Origin of the sequence: Lacrimispora xylanisolvens (assembly GCF_002934545.1) — a bacterium.
GTDB lineage: Bacteria > Bacillota > Clostridia > Lachnospirales > Lachnospiraceae > Lacrimispora > Lacrimispora xylanisolvens.
The window spans coordinates 510,012-526,485 of record NZ_PTJA01000002.1 but is presented as its reverse complement, the minus strand read 5'-3'; the positions used below and the strand labels follow the sequence as shown (position 1 = coordinate 526,485).

9 protein-coding genes are annotated in these 16,474 nt (G+C 39.8%); all 9 read right to left on the bottom strand.

The genetic code is table 11. The features are described 5' to 3' along the window. Positions 1–46: 46 nt before the first annotated feature. Positions 47–643, bottom strand: coding sequence for a glycoside hydrolase family 9 protein (locus tag BXY41_RS05695; protein ID WP_104435608.1), 597 nt, complete (start codon positions 641–643; stop codon positions 47–49). Positions 644–785: 142 nt separating this feature from the next. Continuing rightward, positions 786–3,431 carry a glycoside hydrolase family 48 protein gene (locus BXY41_RS05690; protein ID WP_104435606.1) on the bottom strand — a complete coding sequence of 882 codons (2,646 nt, stop codon included), beginning with the start codon at positions 3,429–3,431 and terminating at the stop codon, positions 786–788. Positions 3,432–4,249: 818 nt separating this feature from the next. Then, complete coding sequence (locus BXY41_RS05685; protein WP_104435604.1) at positions 4,250–4,921, bottom strand: DUF5680 domain-containing protein; 672 nt, start codon at positions 4,919–4,921, stop codon at positions 4,250–4,252. Positions 4,922–5,063: 142 nt separating this feature from the next. Next, positions 5,064–8,069, bottom strand: coding sequence for a TOTE conflict system archaeo-eukaryotic primase domain-containing protein (locus BXY41_RS05680; RefSeq protein ID WP_104435601.1), 3,006 nt, complete (start codon positions 8,067–8,069; stop codon positions 5,064–5,066). Positions 8,070–8,118: 49 nt separating this feature from the next. After that, positions 8,119–8,562 carry a hypothetical protein gene (locus tag BXY41_RS05675; RefSeq protein ID WP_104435599.1) on the bottom strand — a complete coding sequence of 148 codons (444 nt, stop codon included), beginning with the start codon at positions 8,560–8,562 and terminating at the stop codon, positions 8,119–8,121. A gap of 789 nt (positions 8,563–9,351) precedes the next feature. After that, positions 9,352–10,407 carry a HaeIII family restriction endonuclease gene (locus BXY41_RS05670; RefSeq protein ID WP_104435597.1) on the bottom strand — a complete coding sequence of 352 codons (1,056 nt, stop codon included), beginning with the start codon at positions 10,405–10,407 and terminating at the stop codon, positions 9,352–9,354. After that, positions 10,350–11,348, bottom strand: coding sequence for a DNA cytosine methyltransferase (locus BXY41_RS05665; RefSeq protein ID WP_104435595.1), 999 nt, complete (start codon positions 11,346–11,348; stop codon positions 10,350–10,352). The genes BXY41_RS05670 and BXY41_RS05665 overlap by 58 nt, the downstream gene beginning before the upstream one ends. A gap of 308 nt (positions 11,349–11,656) precedes the next feature. Then, positions 11,657–13,198 carry a glutamine-hydrolyzing GMP synthase gene (gene guaA / locus BXY41_RS05660; protein WP_104435593.1) on the bottom strand — a complete coding sequence of 514 codons (1,542 nt, stop codon included), beginning with the start codon at positions 13,196–13,198 and terminating at the stop codon, positions 11,657–11,659. A gap of 287 nt (positions 13,199–13,485) precedes the next feature. Next, positions 13,486–16,314, bottom strand: coding sequence for an excinuclease ABC subunit UvrA (gene uvrA, locus BXY41_RS05655; protein ID WP_104435591.1), 2,829 nt, complete (start codon positions 16,312–16,314; stop codon positions 13,486–13,488). Positions 16,315–16,474 lie beyond the last annotated feature (160 nt).

The window sequence follows — 16,474 nt, the reverse complement described above, 5'->3', positions numbered from 1 at the left end:
GCAGACCTACATTTATTTTAGCACAGGAGTAACTTATATCTAAAGATCAGCCCTCCCCCTGCATAGCAGGGGGTTTATTTTTTACTGTCACACAAAAAATGGCTGCTGCTGCCGCGAGAGCTGCCGCTGCCGCCGCTGATACGGAAGAACCTGGACTGTTAACATCAACCCGATAGGACGGTCTTCCCATCTGCATTACTTCTGCCGGCCCCCACCAGGAATGATCCGTATTGCCATTTCCCACCTGGTAGTAAAAGACATCTGCCGTTGGGTGGCACTTGATCAGATAATCAGTTACCCATTTGATTTCCTTTAATAAATACTCTAACTGACCACTTTCTTTTAAGGCATCCTCCGCCTCATATACGCTCCAGGCCAGCATGGCGGCTGAATAAGCCATGGGGAGATTAAATTTCACATGATCTCCTGCGTCGTACCAGCCTCCAGTTAAATCGATCCCTGCGTCTGAACCGTCAGACATCCCAGAATCTCCTCTCCAGTTATTGCGGATATCAGAAGGCAGTTTTCCGGAACGTTGGAACTCATAAAACATAATTGCTTTTTGTAATGCTTCTCCGTAATTATAACTTGACTCTTTTTTTGACGGCTGAGCCGCAAGGGTGGTAATTTTTTTTGTACGCATAGTTATATCTCCTTATCAATCGTTTCGTACGCTGATCGATTGATGAAACGCATCCTTACGGGTTCTTATGATAATCCTGACCCAAATCCAGTCTTCTGATATCTGGGCCAGAATTTATATATTTTTAAGCTCTACGCTTTTATTACGGCTCTACTCCCCATTTCAGGCTGCCAGATACATATCCTGTGATTTTTGTCCAGTCTGCATAACTGCTGCCTGATTTAGAAAAGGAATAATCTCCTGTCTGCGTATAACTGCTCCAATCAATTTTATTGAATCTTACCGGTACTTCAATGGACTGACCTTCTGCCAGTTTACCGGCTCCAGCTGTAAATCCGATTTCCAGGTAATAATCTGCACCTGGCTTTGCTTCTGACATTTTCACAAAGGTACCTGTTACATTACTGCTGCCGACTGTAGACCAGTCACACCAGAAATTCTGGTCCTTTTCTTCGTCTATGGTGTAATAATATCTGAGTTTTAAATCTGTAAGTGTGATACTGGTCTTTCCGGTGTTGGTGAGTTTAAACTTCGGTACAATTGAACTTACCTGTGGGTTTGTGGAATCATTATACATTTGTACTTGGATGTTTCCGACTGGTATTGAAGAATCTGTTATAGTCAGGACAAGTACCGGGTCAGTTCCTGCGCTGAAGTCGAAGGTGAGTTTTAATTTCCCGACTTCTTTTTCTCCCAGATAGGTTTTTAATAATACAACTGTATTATCGGTTAAGGTGTACTCCACACCCTCTGTTAAATAATTATTTCCCTCTTTAATCCCGATAAAGGTATTTCCGTTTAAGGTAAGAGTGACTTTAATGTCTTTCTGGTTGCCTGCCTTTTTGTCAAAAGCCGCTGATGTGGGAACAATGGCAGAGTTGTTTACCGGTTCTCCTCCTTCTTCAAACAGCATGGAATATACACCATTTGCAATGGCAATATCACACTGTGCCCAGAAGCGGTGGTAATTTAATACCGGAGCTGTTCCTCTTTTGTAAGCGTTCTCAACCTTCTGAAAATCAGGATCATCTTTGTATTTTGAACGGATATCTATAAACTTAACTCCTGATTTAATCTCATCTCCGTTTGGCATGGTTCCTGTCCATCCAGACGGTACATAGACTTCCTGATCAAAGAAGCGGCTATAGTCATTCCTTTGTTCGGGAACGGAAAGTCCTTTGTCACCTTTGTATAAATTCCACATACGGTCTAATAATTCTTTTGCAAGTACTCTGGCTTCATCGTCACCGGAAGCTTTGCTGTAATACAGTAAGGTGTTGGCGAGGGATCCTGACACGCCAAGGTCCGTGCCATAGGTGCTTACATTTACATGCAGATTGGGATTTCCGGTATAGGATCCTGTCCAATTATCAGGCTGGCCGGACCAGTCCAGATTATCAGGAATCGCAAAGGTTCCGTCTGCATTAAGTTTAACAACAGTTTTAATCCATTTAACCCATTTATCCAGTAAGGCTTTTGCCTTTAAATTGTTTGTTTTGTAATAATACTCTGCTACACGCTGCATTGACCATGCCTGGAATCCAAACCACCGGTTGCTTCCCGGATCGGCATATACAGGGTGTTCCTGATAGCCCATTCCATAAAAGGTTGCGGTTCCTGAAGGCCAGCTTTCATAACGGCCTTTATTAGAATTGGAGACACCACCTGCAATTCCGCCTTCATCGGACTGCAGCCACTGATAGAATTCCAACTGTCTCTCCAGACTCTTACTCCAGTCACTTACGCCATTACGGGAAAGTGGTTTGAATTCATCATTCTGTGACAATATCCAGGCTGCCATGGGATTCTGGTAACCAAAATGGCTGTGACTGCATCCAATGACCCATGACCAGTTTGCGTTCTCGCCGCCACCCCATGCATAATACCAGCTGAGCAGATAATGAGCTGCATCGTAACCGGTGCCGGCAGCAGTTGACGATCCAATTTTACGGAAATATTTATCAAACATGGCATACCTTAAATAGTCACCCATTTTGCTTGCCTTGCCAATATAGGTTTCAAGATCCACCCCATATTCACTGGCCCACTGGTCTGCCCAGTATGTCGCCTGTATTGCCCGGGAATCTGCATCGGGTGCATCGGTATACTTGAACTGTTTTGCGTAATTGCTGTCTCCGGTAAACAGATCCAGGAATCCATTTTTACCACCGAAACGCATGTCATCCCAGCACGGCTGAGGAATTGTCTCCCAGGTAGATTCTTCTCTTCCTCTCTGGAAGGTATTGATATAAGACGGTGCAGACTTGCCATCTCCCCGTCTGCCAAAACCATACCAGTTGTCCGCATCTAACAGCCAGTGCATGCCGTAGATAACAGAAGTGCCATAGGTTGATTTTAAATCGTTATAGATTGGATCTGTTCCTACCGCTGCGCCAGAATCTAATTTGGCTGGATAAAGACTTGGCAGCTCCCATTCAGGGGCATAGGTGGCGGGTTTACTGGCATTGTATCCAGACATACTGCTGTTGGGCTGGTCTTTTTCTGTTGGGATGATATAGGTTTCTGCAATATCCCATGCTTTTTTGAAACCGGAGAAATCACCGGTGAATTTGCCATACATGGCCTCGAGCCAGATATAATAGCTTAATGTTTCACTGGTAGTTACATGACCGTAGTCGGGGGCTTCTACCATTAGGGTTTCTATGCTATGATAGGGGACTCCCTGGGGACTGAAATATCCATTTTGGGAATCGTGGAGTATCTCCCATAATTCCAGGAACCTTTTCTGATAAGCACCTGTGGGCTCTTTTAATGATTTTTTTTGCATTTTAAAATAACCTCCTCTTATACTAAAAAATCGACGAATCTTCAAAACGATAAAATACTTAAATTATCCAATGGAATCACTCCTTTCACTGAAAATTATGGTACCTTCCTTTGAGACTCAATGGTTTTTAGCATATGCCACATACAGGTAAATTCCAACGTAAGTTCCGGGATTATATTCGTTGAGTATGATGTTAAAAAGCTTTATTTTTGATTTTGCAAATGCTTTATTTAAATTTGATTTTTAATCTTATAACTTAGTTGAGTATAAAATATAATTTACTTTTATCATATTTTATCCGTAGGAAATCAGAGTCCAAATGGTACCAATCAATGGTATTAAATAAAAATTATTGGACTCAACGAACGGCACTTGTGTTAAAACAACCCTAAGGTAAGTATATGCTGAAGATGTCCTATAAGTGACGAAGACCTTCTGTAGGAATTATTTTCTTTATGAAATGGATGAACTGAATGACGATAATTCAGGCGGCGGAGAGGGGTATATTTTCTAATTCTTAAGGAGTTTTCCGCCCCTCTGTCTCAACCGTCCCATGGTAAAATCCACTAATTGTAGTTGATCCTGTTCCGGTTGTCCGATCCAGTTCTGCTGGAGTCCATTTTAAGTCACCGATCCTTGAAGAAGAGCAAATTAATAGATTAGACGTATTTGGTGATAATTTTAAATTGTCTTGTTACTACTTAAAAAACACAAAAAAGAGAAGCTCAAATTGAACCTCTCTAATTGAATCATTAATCTAATTTAACACTATTGCAGGGGTCTTTACATTATCTTAGAATGGAATAACTGCTACTTCACTATACCAACATACCTCCATGATAAAAACATTCATAAACTTTAATATTCTGGCAGTAAATCTCTTCATATCCCTGGAACCAGTCCATATCTCCAATTACCTTAGTTTTATATGTGTACTCTCCGGATTGATAAAATTCAGGACCTCTATAAGGTAATTCTTTTGTTGCAGATCCTAATACTTCTTTTAAAAAATCACCGCTAAATCTCTCGTCTAAGTTTCTTCCAAAGTAATTCATCGAATAAATTGCTTTTCCCTTTTTCCAGATAGCTTCCTCTCCGGAAAACTTTTCCCCACCTAACCACGTATCATAATATTGGTAATCACCTTTTGTGTAGGTATAATCGTTTGAACCAGGTCTTGATGCGCCACAAGTTTCAGCATAGCCAGCGTAAGTGTTTTTGATTGCTTCCAATTTAAAATCTATTAGTTCGTCCATGTCATTATCACAGGTGATTTCTAGAGATTTGCTGCATTGATTGTCTTTGACAAGGTAATCAACCGTTATATGGAATAGTTCACTTAATTGTATTAGATTCATTATGTCCGGGTATACCATGCCACTCTCCCATTTTGTTACCGCCTGACGGGATACATTTAATTTTTCTGCTAATTCTTCCTGGGTGATGCCTTTGGATTTTCGGATAATCTGTAATTTGTCTGAGAATGTCATTTTTATTAATCCTCCATTTCTATGATTACTTTCTTATTCAGAATACCATAAACATCAAGACTGGGAAAGCAATAGGGAGTTACATTAAAGATACTAATCATTGCATTAAATGGTTATTTTATATCACATATGTAAGGGGTTATTAATATACTACAGTTCCAAATGTAATCTCCATAAGCTCCTGTGCAATTTCCCTACTCACAACTCTCATCAAGTTGTCATCTTCTTTTTCTCCAGACAGTAAATTCATGCTACCATACCATACAATTTCTCCATCAATAATCGCATAGTGTTCATGCATAATTGGTTTTTGCATAACCTTTATTCCAACTCCTATTAGCTTATTAATTAATTGTGTGGTTTTCTCAAACCTGTTTTCAGGATAACATTCTGCCTTCAAGGTTATAACTATTAAAGTCACACCGGATTCTTGTCTTTCTCTCATCAATGAAATAATTCGACTAACTTTCTTTTCATTAATACCTGGGCTAGAAATAATAATATTGCTATTCGCTTCAAGAAGATCCTTTTCATAAATTTCTCCATATGATTCATTATCGTAAATAGCATTTGCAGTCTGTTTATTATCTGTTAATGCTAAGCATATTTCATAGCCTATTTTTTTATATGCACGAAGCCTCTTATGATACATTCTTTCCAGCACGCGGATATGGGAATCTACATAATCATAAATAATTACATCCTGTTTTCCTTCAAAATCTCTATGTAATCGTCCTGCATATTGTTCTACATTTCCCTGCCATGCAATCGGCGTCGTTAACATCAAGGTATCAAGCCTTGGATAATTAAACCCTTCACCAATATATTGTCCTATTGCCACAAGTATAATTGTCTCATTTTCTGATACTTCCTTCATTTGCTTTCTAATTAAGTCTCGCTCTTTGGCACTTTTCCCACCCTGCAACAAGAAAACATGATCCGCATTCCCACTTAACTTATCATATAAAAAAGCTGCATGATCTTTGAATTTTGTCAATACCAAAGGTGTTCTTCCATTTGCAAGGCAATCTTCTACATCAGAAATAATCAGATTATTTCTGACATCGCTTTCTCTGACCATTTGATATGCATCATTTATTTTTAGCGTTTCTCCTTCAGGATGTACCAGCCTTGTAAACCGGGGATAAACAAAATGTTTTATTCCCTGTTCTTTTGCCCTGTCTTTTGCTGTATAACGATATCGAATTGGACCAAACTGCATAAATACTTTCTGCTCCTGACCATCATCGCGTTTTGGTGTTGCAGTCAGCCCATAAACAAATTTTGCATTTATTTCATTTAACACTTCTTCTGCTGTCTGCGAAGCCCCATGGTGACATTCATCCATAATAACTAATCCATAATCTTTCACGATCCGGTTGATTTCACCTTTTTTACCAAGAGATGAAATCATTACAACATCTATAATTCCAGTAACCGAATTATGTCCTGCATACATACGTCCAATTACACTCTTTCTCTTCTTTATCCTTCCGGTAGCTGTTATATACTCTGGTGGCTCCTCCTTAATATGTAGGAACTTTTCAAAATCTTCTACCCAGTTCTTCATAATTTCTGTGTTATGCACCAATATTAAAGTGTTCACTTTACGTGCGGATACCAGATAGGCACCAACTGCTGTTTTTCCAAATGCTGTAGCAGCTCCAAGTATCCCAGTATCATAGTCAAGCATTTTATTGGCTGCTTTCTTTTGTTCTGAATACAGTTCTCCACAAAAAGATACTGATATACTTCTACCAACTTGCCTGCAATCATCTTTTTTAAATGGTACACCAGAATCCGTAAGCTTTTCAACTAGTTTGTCCTCACAACCACGCGGCAGGCAAATATAGTGATCTGCCTCCTGACTGCAGGATATAATTCTTGCAGTCCCCTGTGTAGAAAAACCCATCGCCTGATTTTTATAAAACTCAGGATTACTAAATGCAGCTAATCTTCGAATTTGATTCTGTAACCGTGGTTTAACATTCTCGATATCTATATATATCTGGTTTGCAAATGTAATGCTTAAAGTGCCATCAACATCAGAAGACTCCAGCCTTTGTTTTTTCTTTTCCCATGGCTTTGATTCTTCGTTGTTATTCTTTTCAACATTTCCACTCATATCTTCTGCGAGAACTCCTAGCAATCCTTCTGACGTCCACTCTTTTATTTTTTCTTCCATGAATACCTTGGATATCTTATTGGTTTCTTTGAGGGCGTTCCATTGATTAGGATATACTTCCCACTTTTCATCAATAAAAGCACTGTTACCATATTTCAAAGCCTGTCCTTGTAGTGGCAATGCAATCAGATTCCCTAATCCACCCTCTGGCATATGATCCTGGGCTGGTAACATTCTATCATACGATTTAAAATTCTTTTGATTTACAGATTCCGCTCCTTTAGTTAGCAATGCTGTTCCAAATTTTCTGGCAAGAGATGCTGGAATAGATTCTTCAAAAAACATCCAGATATGTGCGCCTTTCCCTGACCGGGATCGTTCCACCAATATATAAATATTATTATTTTTACAAATGGTACGCATTGCATTTACCTCTTCCATCCATTCATTGTCAGTATTTGCAAAATCGTCTCCATTTGTCTTTTCATCGTGATTATCAAAATCAAAGACCAGAAAATTGCAAGTTTCATCTGGAAACATCGGATATAGAGCAATGACGTCCGAGCAATCTTCCCTTTCACCTTTTAGGTGTTGCATTATATTTTCACCAATCAGGGGCTTATAGTTTTGATTCTTACAATCTCCACACTTTATCTTGTTACCAGTCTTCTTGGGACATATCCCGTCTTTCCAAAAATTCCAACATTGTGTATAGTAGCCAGTCTTACCTGTTTTGAAATTTGGTTTACCACCACGCTTACTATATACATCCATTCTTCCTTTAAACATAGAATAAAAATATTTAGCATGATTTTGAGTTATTACTTCTGGGAGGATGCAAGCTCCTTGGTTTTTTTTACTTGAAATAGAATCAGTACGCATTACTGTCTCTTCAAATTGTTTTATTCTATATTCATAATTAATATTTGCTTCTTTTAAAATGCCTTGAAGGTATTCCACTTTGGATTCGAGAATATATACTTTTTGTTGCAATTTTTGTATTAATTTATCTTTATCTTCCATTGGAATACCTCCTTTAATTTATCCATCTAAAAGTTATTGTTTGTATTATCTATTTTTTAAAATAAAAAATCTGTAAGCGTTTTGTATTTTCAATATAAGATTCCACATTTCCATATTTCTGTATCACAGCTTGATTTAGAGGAATAAATTTTCTAACCTCTTCTGATTCCATTATTTCTATTGAGCAAATCTTAAACCAATGTTTTACAGGCACATCAGCATATTTTTTAGGGCTATAAACTACAGAATCCACTGGAATTCCTTTATCGACATAAAAAATATAATCTACAACTTGGCATAGATACCGAAGACCATATTGATTTGAGAGCAAAATATAATCTACATCTTCTGCTTTTTTAGGATCTATCCTATTAGATGTGCTAAAATATACATACTCCTTTGTTTCAGACAGTTTCTTATTATGTCTTTCTACAATATCCTGTGCTGAATCAAACCCCTGTGACACAATAGGTATATTAATACCTAAACTCATAAAAAATCCTCCTCTGAATTTCATAACTTGTATTATTTACAATAATATAACATGAACATTGTAAAAATGCAACAATATACTAGCATTGTCTAGATATAATAAGTTTTTTCTAGATTAAATAAGTAATCACTAGCTAATTTAGTAAATTTTTTTGTTGTTAAATTCTTTTTTAAATAAGCTTCAATATAGTCAGCCCTAGAAATGACAGACATTACCAAGGCTAAGGTTTTCACTTTAGAATAAAGATAGAGCAAATCTCTATATTCCGTAATATATTTCATTCGCTCAAATTTGAAACAAAAAAACGTAAAAATAACAAGCCATCATTTGATGAATTGCTATTTCCACGCCTTAATATGGCTTCCAGGTAAAGTAAAGAGCCGTATTTCCTTGATTCTACAAGGTTGTCTAACCCTGACCGGTAGTTAGCATACACATATGCACACTTGGATAATGCATAAATAGCTCAAGCAAGACGTACTTATACGGCTTTTAAGACCATTCACTTTTGCTTTTTGCAGCAGGTCTATATAAGGCAGCAACACCATCAGCCCCCCGTCATTTAAATCAATGTTGTGCCTGCTGGTTTACCTACACAGAATGATCAAATACAACTTTCGACCAATTTTATTATATAAAAATAAATGGTCAAAAATAGTATTCGTCCCTCTACAATTGGCAAATGAACTGGCTGTTCTTTGCCAGCCCCAAAGGACCGAGGCAAGTATTGATATATACACCCTAATTGAAACAGTAAAAGCCAATGGTCTGAGTCCAATGAAATTATATTCATTCTACAGTATTGTCTATTTTAAGTATTTTTTTTGCATACGTTCCAAGCCTTTGACTTCTGTTTTGATTTAAATCATTATCCCAAGGTTCTACTTGCGTGTAAACAGATGATGGTAATGAAATAAGATTCACATCAAACTTTAACGATGGTTCTATTTTAGAGCTAGCACTATGTATTCTCATTGATATCTGCCACCCTTCATCACAAACGACTTCAATTGTATTATTAGAACCTGGCTTAAATCCAATGTGATAAAACTGCATTGGCATTTTTAACAAAGGTATTTTTGTAATAGCTTTTAGATGACCTGATTGCTTATTTAATGTGCCAGCAATATTAACAGCCTCAACTCGAGTTGTTCGATTTTTATCATCTGTTATAACTTTATAGAAGTCATATCTACCAAGTAAATAACGAATTAACTTTTCTGGTATGTTTACATTTTCAGTCGCTATCCGTTTCAACTCTTCTATAAATGCTTCTAAAATAGGAATATAATATTTTTCAGCTTTATCAGACATATTATTCCATAATATAGGTTCCCCTTTTGTTTTGCTCGCATCCCGTATAACACGTAATTGGGTAAATAATGGAACAACTTTATTAAAATAAGTTTTTGAACACGGAATGCCAAGCCACTCTTTACCAAAATCTATTGTATCCGATAATCTACTATGCTTTACTGCATGGTGGTTGTGCTTACATGATAAACCAATTTCCCACCCATTTTGTTTCCTTAAACACAATACATCTCTCACATCCCCTTTAATTCCGGCAGCATCAGCTTGAAGCGATAGATAAAGTGGTTCATTTCCATCCACCTCGCATAATTGAGGTTCTAATCTCTTTATAATTCTTACTGAAGCTCTAGCAGCATCATCAAGATGATCCTTCATATCATCCGAAATATCGTCATAAAGTCTTTGGGCTGTAATCATCTGAGGGGACTGTTTTATAACAATTTCCTGTCCATCAGAAAGATGTTCACATAATGCTATGATACATGCATATTCAAATGCTTTTCCGTTTGAGGTCTGAATCCCTGTCCCCATAAAACTCCATCCCTCTCTTTCAATACTTTTTTTAACTCATTAGCTACATATTCCCCTAAAGTAACAGGAACAGCATTACCAATCTGTTTATATTTACTTGTTAAGTCTCCATAAAACTCCAGGTCCTTAGGAAATGTTTGTATAGCTGCTGCTTCGCGCCAACTGAGTCTTCTAGTAATTCCATTTTTACCAAATTCCCATAAATCTTTATCCAGTTTATGCATATCAGGCGAACCAGGATAAAGAGCAACCTGTTTAGCCATAGCAGGTATAGTGTAAGAAACTTGGTTCCAATTACGCTTTCTATTTCGGGACATATATCTGGATGAATATGGAGCATTACATACTTCATCTTCCTTTGGCTCTGCTAATCCATTTAATGCATCTTTTAATGTCACAATAGGTAATTCTGGTATCGGTAATTCAAAGTTTTCAACAAGAAGGTCTTTTCTAAATCCATAAATTATAACTCTTTCTCTATCCTGTGGCACACCAAAATTTTTAGCATTCACTAATTGATAAAAAACATTATAACCACATGATGAAAACTCTTCGATTATAGCCTCAATTATCTGACCATTCCCCATTGTTAAAAGACCTTTAACATTCTCTCCAACGAATATTTTGGGTTGCTTATCAGCAACTATTTTAACATAATGTTTGTATAAAATATTTCTTGAATCATCAATTTTTCTAGGTCCACTTAAACTAAAGCCTTGGCAAGGAAAACCTCCAAGAATAACATCAGAAATTGGAATAGTATCTAATTCTATTTTTGAGATATCACCACAAATTACTTCAGCATTGCTCCAATTCTGATGAGTTCTACAAGCATCCGCATTATAATCATTAGCCCATATAGTGCGAAATCCAGCTCGATCAAATCCCATATCAAGACCTCCCGCCCCACAGAACAAACTAACTGCCGTAAATTCTCTCATCATAAATCTCCTTATAGTTATTAATTAATTTTAATTTGACCAATCCTATACTAATCATAGTTAAATCAATTTATATTGTGTTATTAATAAAAGTATCGAAACAGTTATGTTAAATTATAACATACAAAATGTCCTAGCTCCAACATTAAAAATAATTTTCTATTACTTAATTTCTCTTTTTGCTCTAGAAACTAACTATTTTTTATACAACAGCTTATCTTTCTAAAATATATTTTCCTTTGATTACATAGTACACAAAGAGAGCCCGCAAATCCACGTAAAATACCGGGTTTGGGGGCTCTTATTAATTACTCAAACTCAATCGTAGCCGGCGGTTTCCCCGTACAGTCATACAACACCCGGTTCACGCCCTTCACTTCATTCACAATCCTTCTGGTCACAACCCCCAGAACCTCCCAAGGAAGCTCTGCAGATTCCGCAGTCATGAAATCAGAAGTCAATACTGCTCTCAAAGCAATTGCATAATCATAGGTTCTCTCATCGCCCATGCATCCAACCGAACGCATATTAGTAAGTGCAGCAAAGTACTGTCCCAGTCCCTTATCCACGCCTGCCTTAGCAATCTCTTCTCTATAAATCGCATCTGCTTCCTGTACAATCCTTACCTTTTCCGGTGTAACTGCACCAATAATCCTTACACCAAGCCCTGGACCCGGGAATGGCTGACGATAAACCAGATATTCCGGAATTCCAAGTTCCAGACCAGCTTTACGAACCTCGTCCTTAAACAACAGACGAAGTGGCTCAATAATCTCTTTGAAATCCACATGCTCAGGAAGTCCGCCCACATTATGATGGGACTTGATCACAGCTGACTTACCAAGACCTGACTCAATCACATCCGGATAAATGGTTCCCTGCACAAAATAATCCACTACGCCAATCTTCTTCGCTTCATCCTCAAACACACGGATAAATTCTTCGCCAATAATCTTCCGCTTTGTCTCCGGATCTTCCACCCCGTTCAGTTTCTCATAGAAACGTTCCTGAGCATTCACCCGGATAAAGTTTAAATCATATGGGCCAGCAGGTCCGAATACCGCCTCAACCTCGTCACCTTCGTTCTTACGAAGCAGACCGTGATCAACGAATACGCAGGTAAGCTGTTTCCCAACCGCCTTTGCAAGCATAACCGCTGCCACAGAAGAATCTACACCGCCGGACAGCGCACAAAGAACCTTTCCGTCTCCAACCTTCTCTTTAATGGACTGAATAGAAGTCTCCACAAAAGAATCCATCTTCCAGTCACCAGTACATTTACACACATTGTAAACGAAGTTGGAAAGCATCTTGGTTCCTTCCTGTGTGTGCATAACCTCAGGGTGGAACTGAACAGCGTAAAGCCCCTTCTCTTCACATTCCATACCTGCAACCGGGCATACCGGAGTATGAGCGGTAACAGTAAATCCTTCCGGTGCTGTCTCTATATAATCCGTATGACTCATCCAGCAGATGGTCTTTGGACTAACATCCTCTAATATTTTGCTGCCAACTACCGTGGTAACTTCCGTCTTACCATACTCGCTGACAGGAGCTGTGGCAACCTTACCGCCAAGCATATGAGCAATTAACTGGGAGCCATAGCAGATTCCAAGGATCGGGATTCCCATTTCAAAGATTTCTTTCTCACAGCGAGGGGATTCTTCCTTGTAGGCACTGTTTGGACCGCCTGTGAAAATGATTCCTTTGGGGTTCATTTCCTTAATCTTGTCCAGGGGCAGTGTGTGGGGATGGACCTCACAGTAAACGTTGCATTCTCTGACTCTTCTGGCAATCAGCTGATTGTACTGTCCGCCGAAATCCAGAACGATAATCATTTCTCTCTTCACGGGTATTCCTCCTAATTTAAGCTTCAACAAATAGCACTTTGGATAATATTATATTCTACTTCCAATGGCTTGACAAGCATTTTCTAAGTTTCGCGAAAAAGATGTCGAATCCTACAACCAATGGTTCCTGTCAGCTTGTTTTATTCACCAATCAGACAGAAAAAACGGAAAATGCCGGAAATTCCCGTCCCCCAAACTGCCCCCTGCACATACATCCTCACATACAGACGACAGCAAGAGAAATCAGGCAGGAAAATCTCCGGGATCTTCCGTTCATAAATCTTCTTCTACTGCTCTAAATACTTCTTTACATAGTAACCGGTATAAGACTCCGGACACTTCACGACCTCTTCCGGCGTTCCCTGAGCGATAACTGTTCCGCCCTTATCTCCGCCTTCCGGACCAATATCAATCAGATAATCGGCTGTCTTTATAACGTCTAAGTTATGCTCAATAACAACCACTGTATTACCGCCCTCAGACAGCTTTCTGAGAATCTCAATCAGCTTGTGTACATCAGCAAAGTGAAGTCCGGTGGTCGGCTCGTCCAGAATATAAATAGTCTTGCCAGTTCCCCGCTTGCTCAGCTCAGTAGCCAGCTTGATTCTCTGTGCTTCACCACCTGACAGCTCCGTCGATGGCTGTCCCAGCCGGATATAGGATAATCCCACGTCATTAAGCGTAGAGATCTTCCTTGCAATCGTAGGAACATTTTCAAAAAACTTCAGAGCTTCCTCTACGGTCATGTTTAAAACATCATAGATGCTCTTTCCCTTATACTTCACATCCAATGTCTCGCGGTTATACCGCTTTCCACTACAAACCTCACATGGTACATAAACATCAGGAAGGAAATGCATCTCGATCTTAATAATACCATCACCGCTGCAGGCTTCGCATCGTCCGCCTTTCACGTTAAAACTGAATCTACCCTTGGAATACCCCTTTGCCTTGGCATCTGCCGTGGAAGAGAATAAATCACGGATCAGATCAAACACACCTGTATAAGTGGCTGGATTGGATCTCGGCGTTCTTCCAATGGGTGACTGGTCAATCGCAATAATCTTATCCAGCTGTTCTGTTCCAATAATCTCCTTATGCTTCCCAGGAATCGTCCTGGCGCGGTTTAACTTCTTAGCCAATGCCTTATAAAGAATTTCATTCACCAGAGAACTCTTACCAGAACCAGAAACTCCAGTAACGCATGTCATTACACCCAGTGGGAATGTCACATCAATATTCTTTAAATTGTTCTCTCTGGCTCCCTTTACCGTAAGATAACCTGTAGGCTGTCTTCTTTCATTGGGAACCGGAATTTTAATTCTACCACTTAAATAAGCGCCGGTAACAGAGTCCTTATTCTTCATGATCTGCTTTGCATTGCCGACAGCGACTACATTACCGCCATGCTCTCCAGCTCCCGGTCCGATATCCACAATATAGTCAGCGGCCATCATGGTATCTTCGTCGTGCTCCACCACAATTACACTGTTACCCAGATCTCTCAGATGTAAAAGCGTCTTCAACAGCTTGTCATTGTCTCTTTGATGAAGACCTATACTTGGCTCATCTAAAATGTATGCCACACCCACCAGACCGGAACCGATCTGGGTAGCCAGTCTGATTCTCTGAGCTTCCCCACCAGATAGAGTTCCTGTAGCACGGGTCAGTGACAGGTAATCCAGACCAACATCAATAAGGAAGGAAATTCTTGCCCTGATCTCCTTTAAGATCTGATCTCCAATTGCATGCTGCATGTCAGTCAGCTGCAGCTCGTCCATAAAATTACGGAAACGGACGATGGACATGTTGGTTGCGTCATATATATTCTCATTCCCTACTGTTACAGCCAGGGATTCCTTCTTTAATCGCTTGCCGCCGCAGGAAGGGCAGGGCGTAATTCTCATAAATGTCTCATATTCAGCCTTGGAGGATTCAGAATAGGTCTCCCGATATCTTCTGGCAACATTCTGTACCAGTCCTTCAAATGCTACATCGTAGACTCCTTCTCCACGCTGTCCCTTGTAGTAGACCTTGACCTCTTTTCCCTTGGTTCCATGAATCAGAATGTCATGAACTTCCTGTGGGTAGTCCTCAAAAGGTGTATCAAGACTAAACTTATATTCTCTGGCAAGAGCATCTAAGACTGCACGGGTATAGCTTCCCTTATCCGTACAGGACTGCCAGCCCAGCACTGTGATGGCACCCTGATCAATGCTTAGACTCTTATCAGGAATCATTAAATCCTCATCAAACTCCATCTTGTATCCCAGACCGAAACAGTCCGGACAGGCTCCAAAGGGGTTATTAAAGGAGAAACTTCTTGGCTCCACTTCATCAATGCTGATTCCGCAGTCCGGACAGGAAAAGCTCTGGCTGAAATGAATGGGCTCTCCGTCAATAACATCAACGGTCATCAACCCGCCTGCCAGCTCCATTACGGTCTCAATGGAATCGGTAAGACGCTTTGCGATTCCATCACGGATGGCCAGACGGTCTACAACCACATCGATACTGTGCTTGATGTTCTTGTCCAGCTTGATCTCTTCGGAAAGCTCGTAGAGACTGCCGTCAACACGGACTCTTACGTATCCGCTCTTGCGTGCACTCTCCAGAACCTTGGCGTGTTCACCCTTTCGTCCGCGGACAACCGGAGCCAGCAGCTGAATCTTGGTGCGCTCAGGCAGCTCCATAATCTGATCCACCATCTGGTCAATGGTCTGCTTGCGAATCTCTCTTCCGCACTTGGGACAGTGGGGGATACCGATTCTGGCATAAAGAAGCCTCATATAATCATAAATTTCCGTAACGGTACCGACTGTGGAACGAGGGTTCCGGTTGGTCGACTTCTGGTCAATGGAAATGGCTGGTGACAGACCTTCAATGCTCTCCACGTCCGGCTTCTCCATCTGGCCAAGGAACTGCCGTGCATAGGAGGAAAGAGACTCCATATACCGCCTCTGACCTTCAGCATAAATGGTATCAAAGGCCAGGGAAGACTTCCCGGAACCGCTGAGACCGGTTAATACAACCAGCTCATTCCTGGGAATGTCCAGACTCACGTTCTTTAGGTTGTGCTCATTGGCACCTCTTATCTTAATATACTGTTTTGCCATACTGTACTCCTGTTATATCCTGAAATTTATTAATCTCACAACAATCGAATGCGGACTTATGTTATGAAGTCCGCACCCATAGTTACTCAGCAACCGGTTTTCCCCATTATAGCACAATATGAACCGCATTGCAAACATTTGTTCGATAAATATTTTAATC

Excerpts from the sequence above, each read along its gene's own strand:
- BXY41_RS05695 (WP_104435608.1), bottom strand. The coding sequence starts at position 643 with ATGCGTACAAAAAAAATTACCACCCTTGCGGCTCAGCCGTCAAAAAAA.
- BXY41_RS05685 (WP_104435604.1), bottom strand. The coding sequence starts at position 4,921 with ATGACATTCTCAGACAAATTACAGATTATCCGAAAATCCAAAGGCATC.
- BXY41_RS05680 (WP_104435601.1), bottom strand. The coding sequence starts at position 8,069 with ATGGAAGATAAAGATAAATTAATACAAAAATTGCAACAAAAAGTATAT.
- uvrA (WP_104435591.1), bottom strand. The coding sequence starts at position 16,314 with ATGGCAAAACAGTATATTAAGATAAGAGGTGCCAATGAGCACAACCTA.
- BXY41_RS05675 (WP_104435599.1), bottom strand. The coding sequence starts at position 8,562 with ATGAGTTTAGGTATTAATATACCTATTGTGTCACAGGGGTTTGATTCA.
- BXY41_RS05670 (WP_104435597.1), bottom strand. The coding sequence starts at position 10,407 with ATGGGGACAGGGATTCAGACCTCAAACGGAAAAGCATTTGAATATGCA.
- BXY41_RS05690 (WP_104435606.1), bottom strand. The coding sequence starts at position 3,431 with ATGCAAAAAAAATCATTAAAAGAGCCCACAGGTGCTTATCAGAAAAGG.
- BXY41_RS05665 (WP_104435595.1), bottom strand. The coding sequence starts at position 11,348 with ATGAGAGAATTTACGGCAGTTAGTTTGTTCTGTGGGGCGGGAGGTCTT.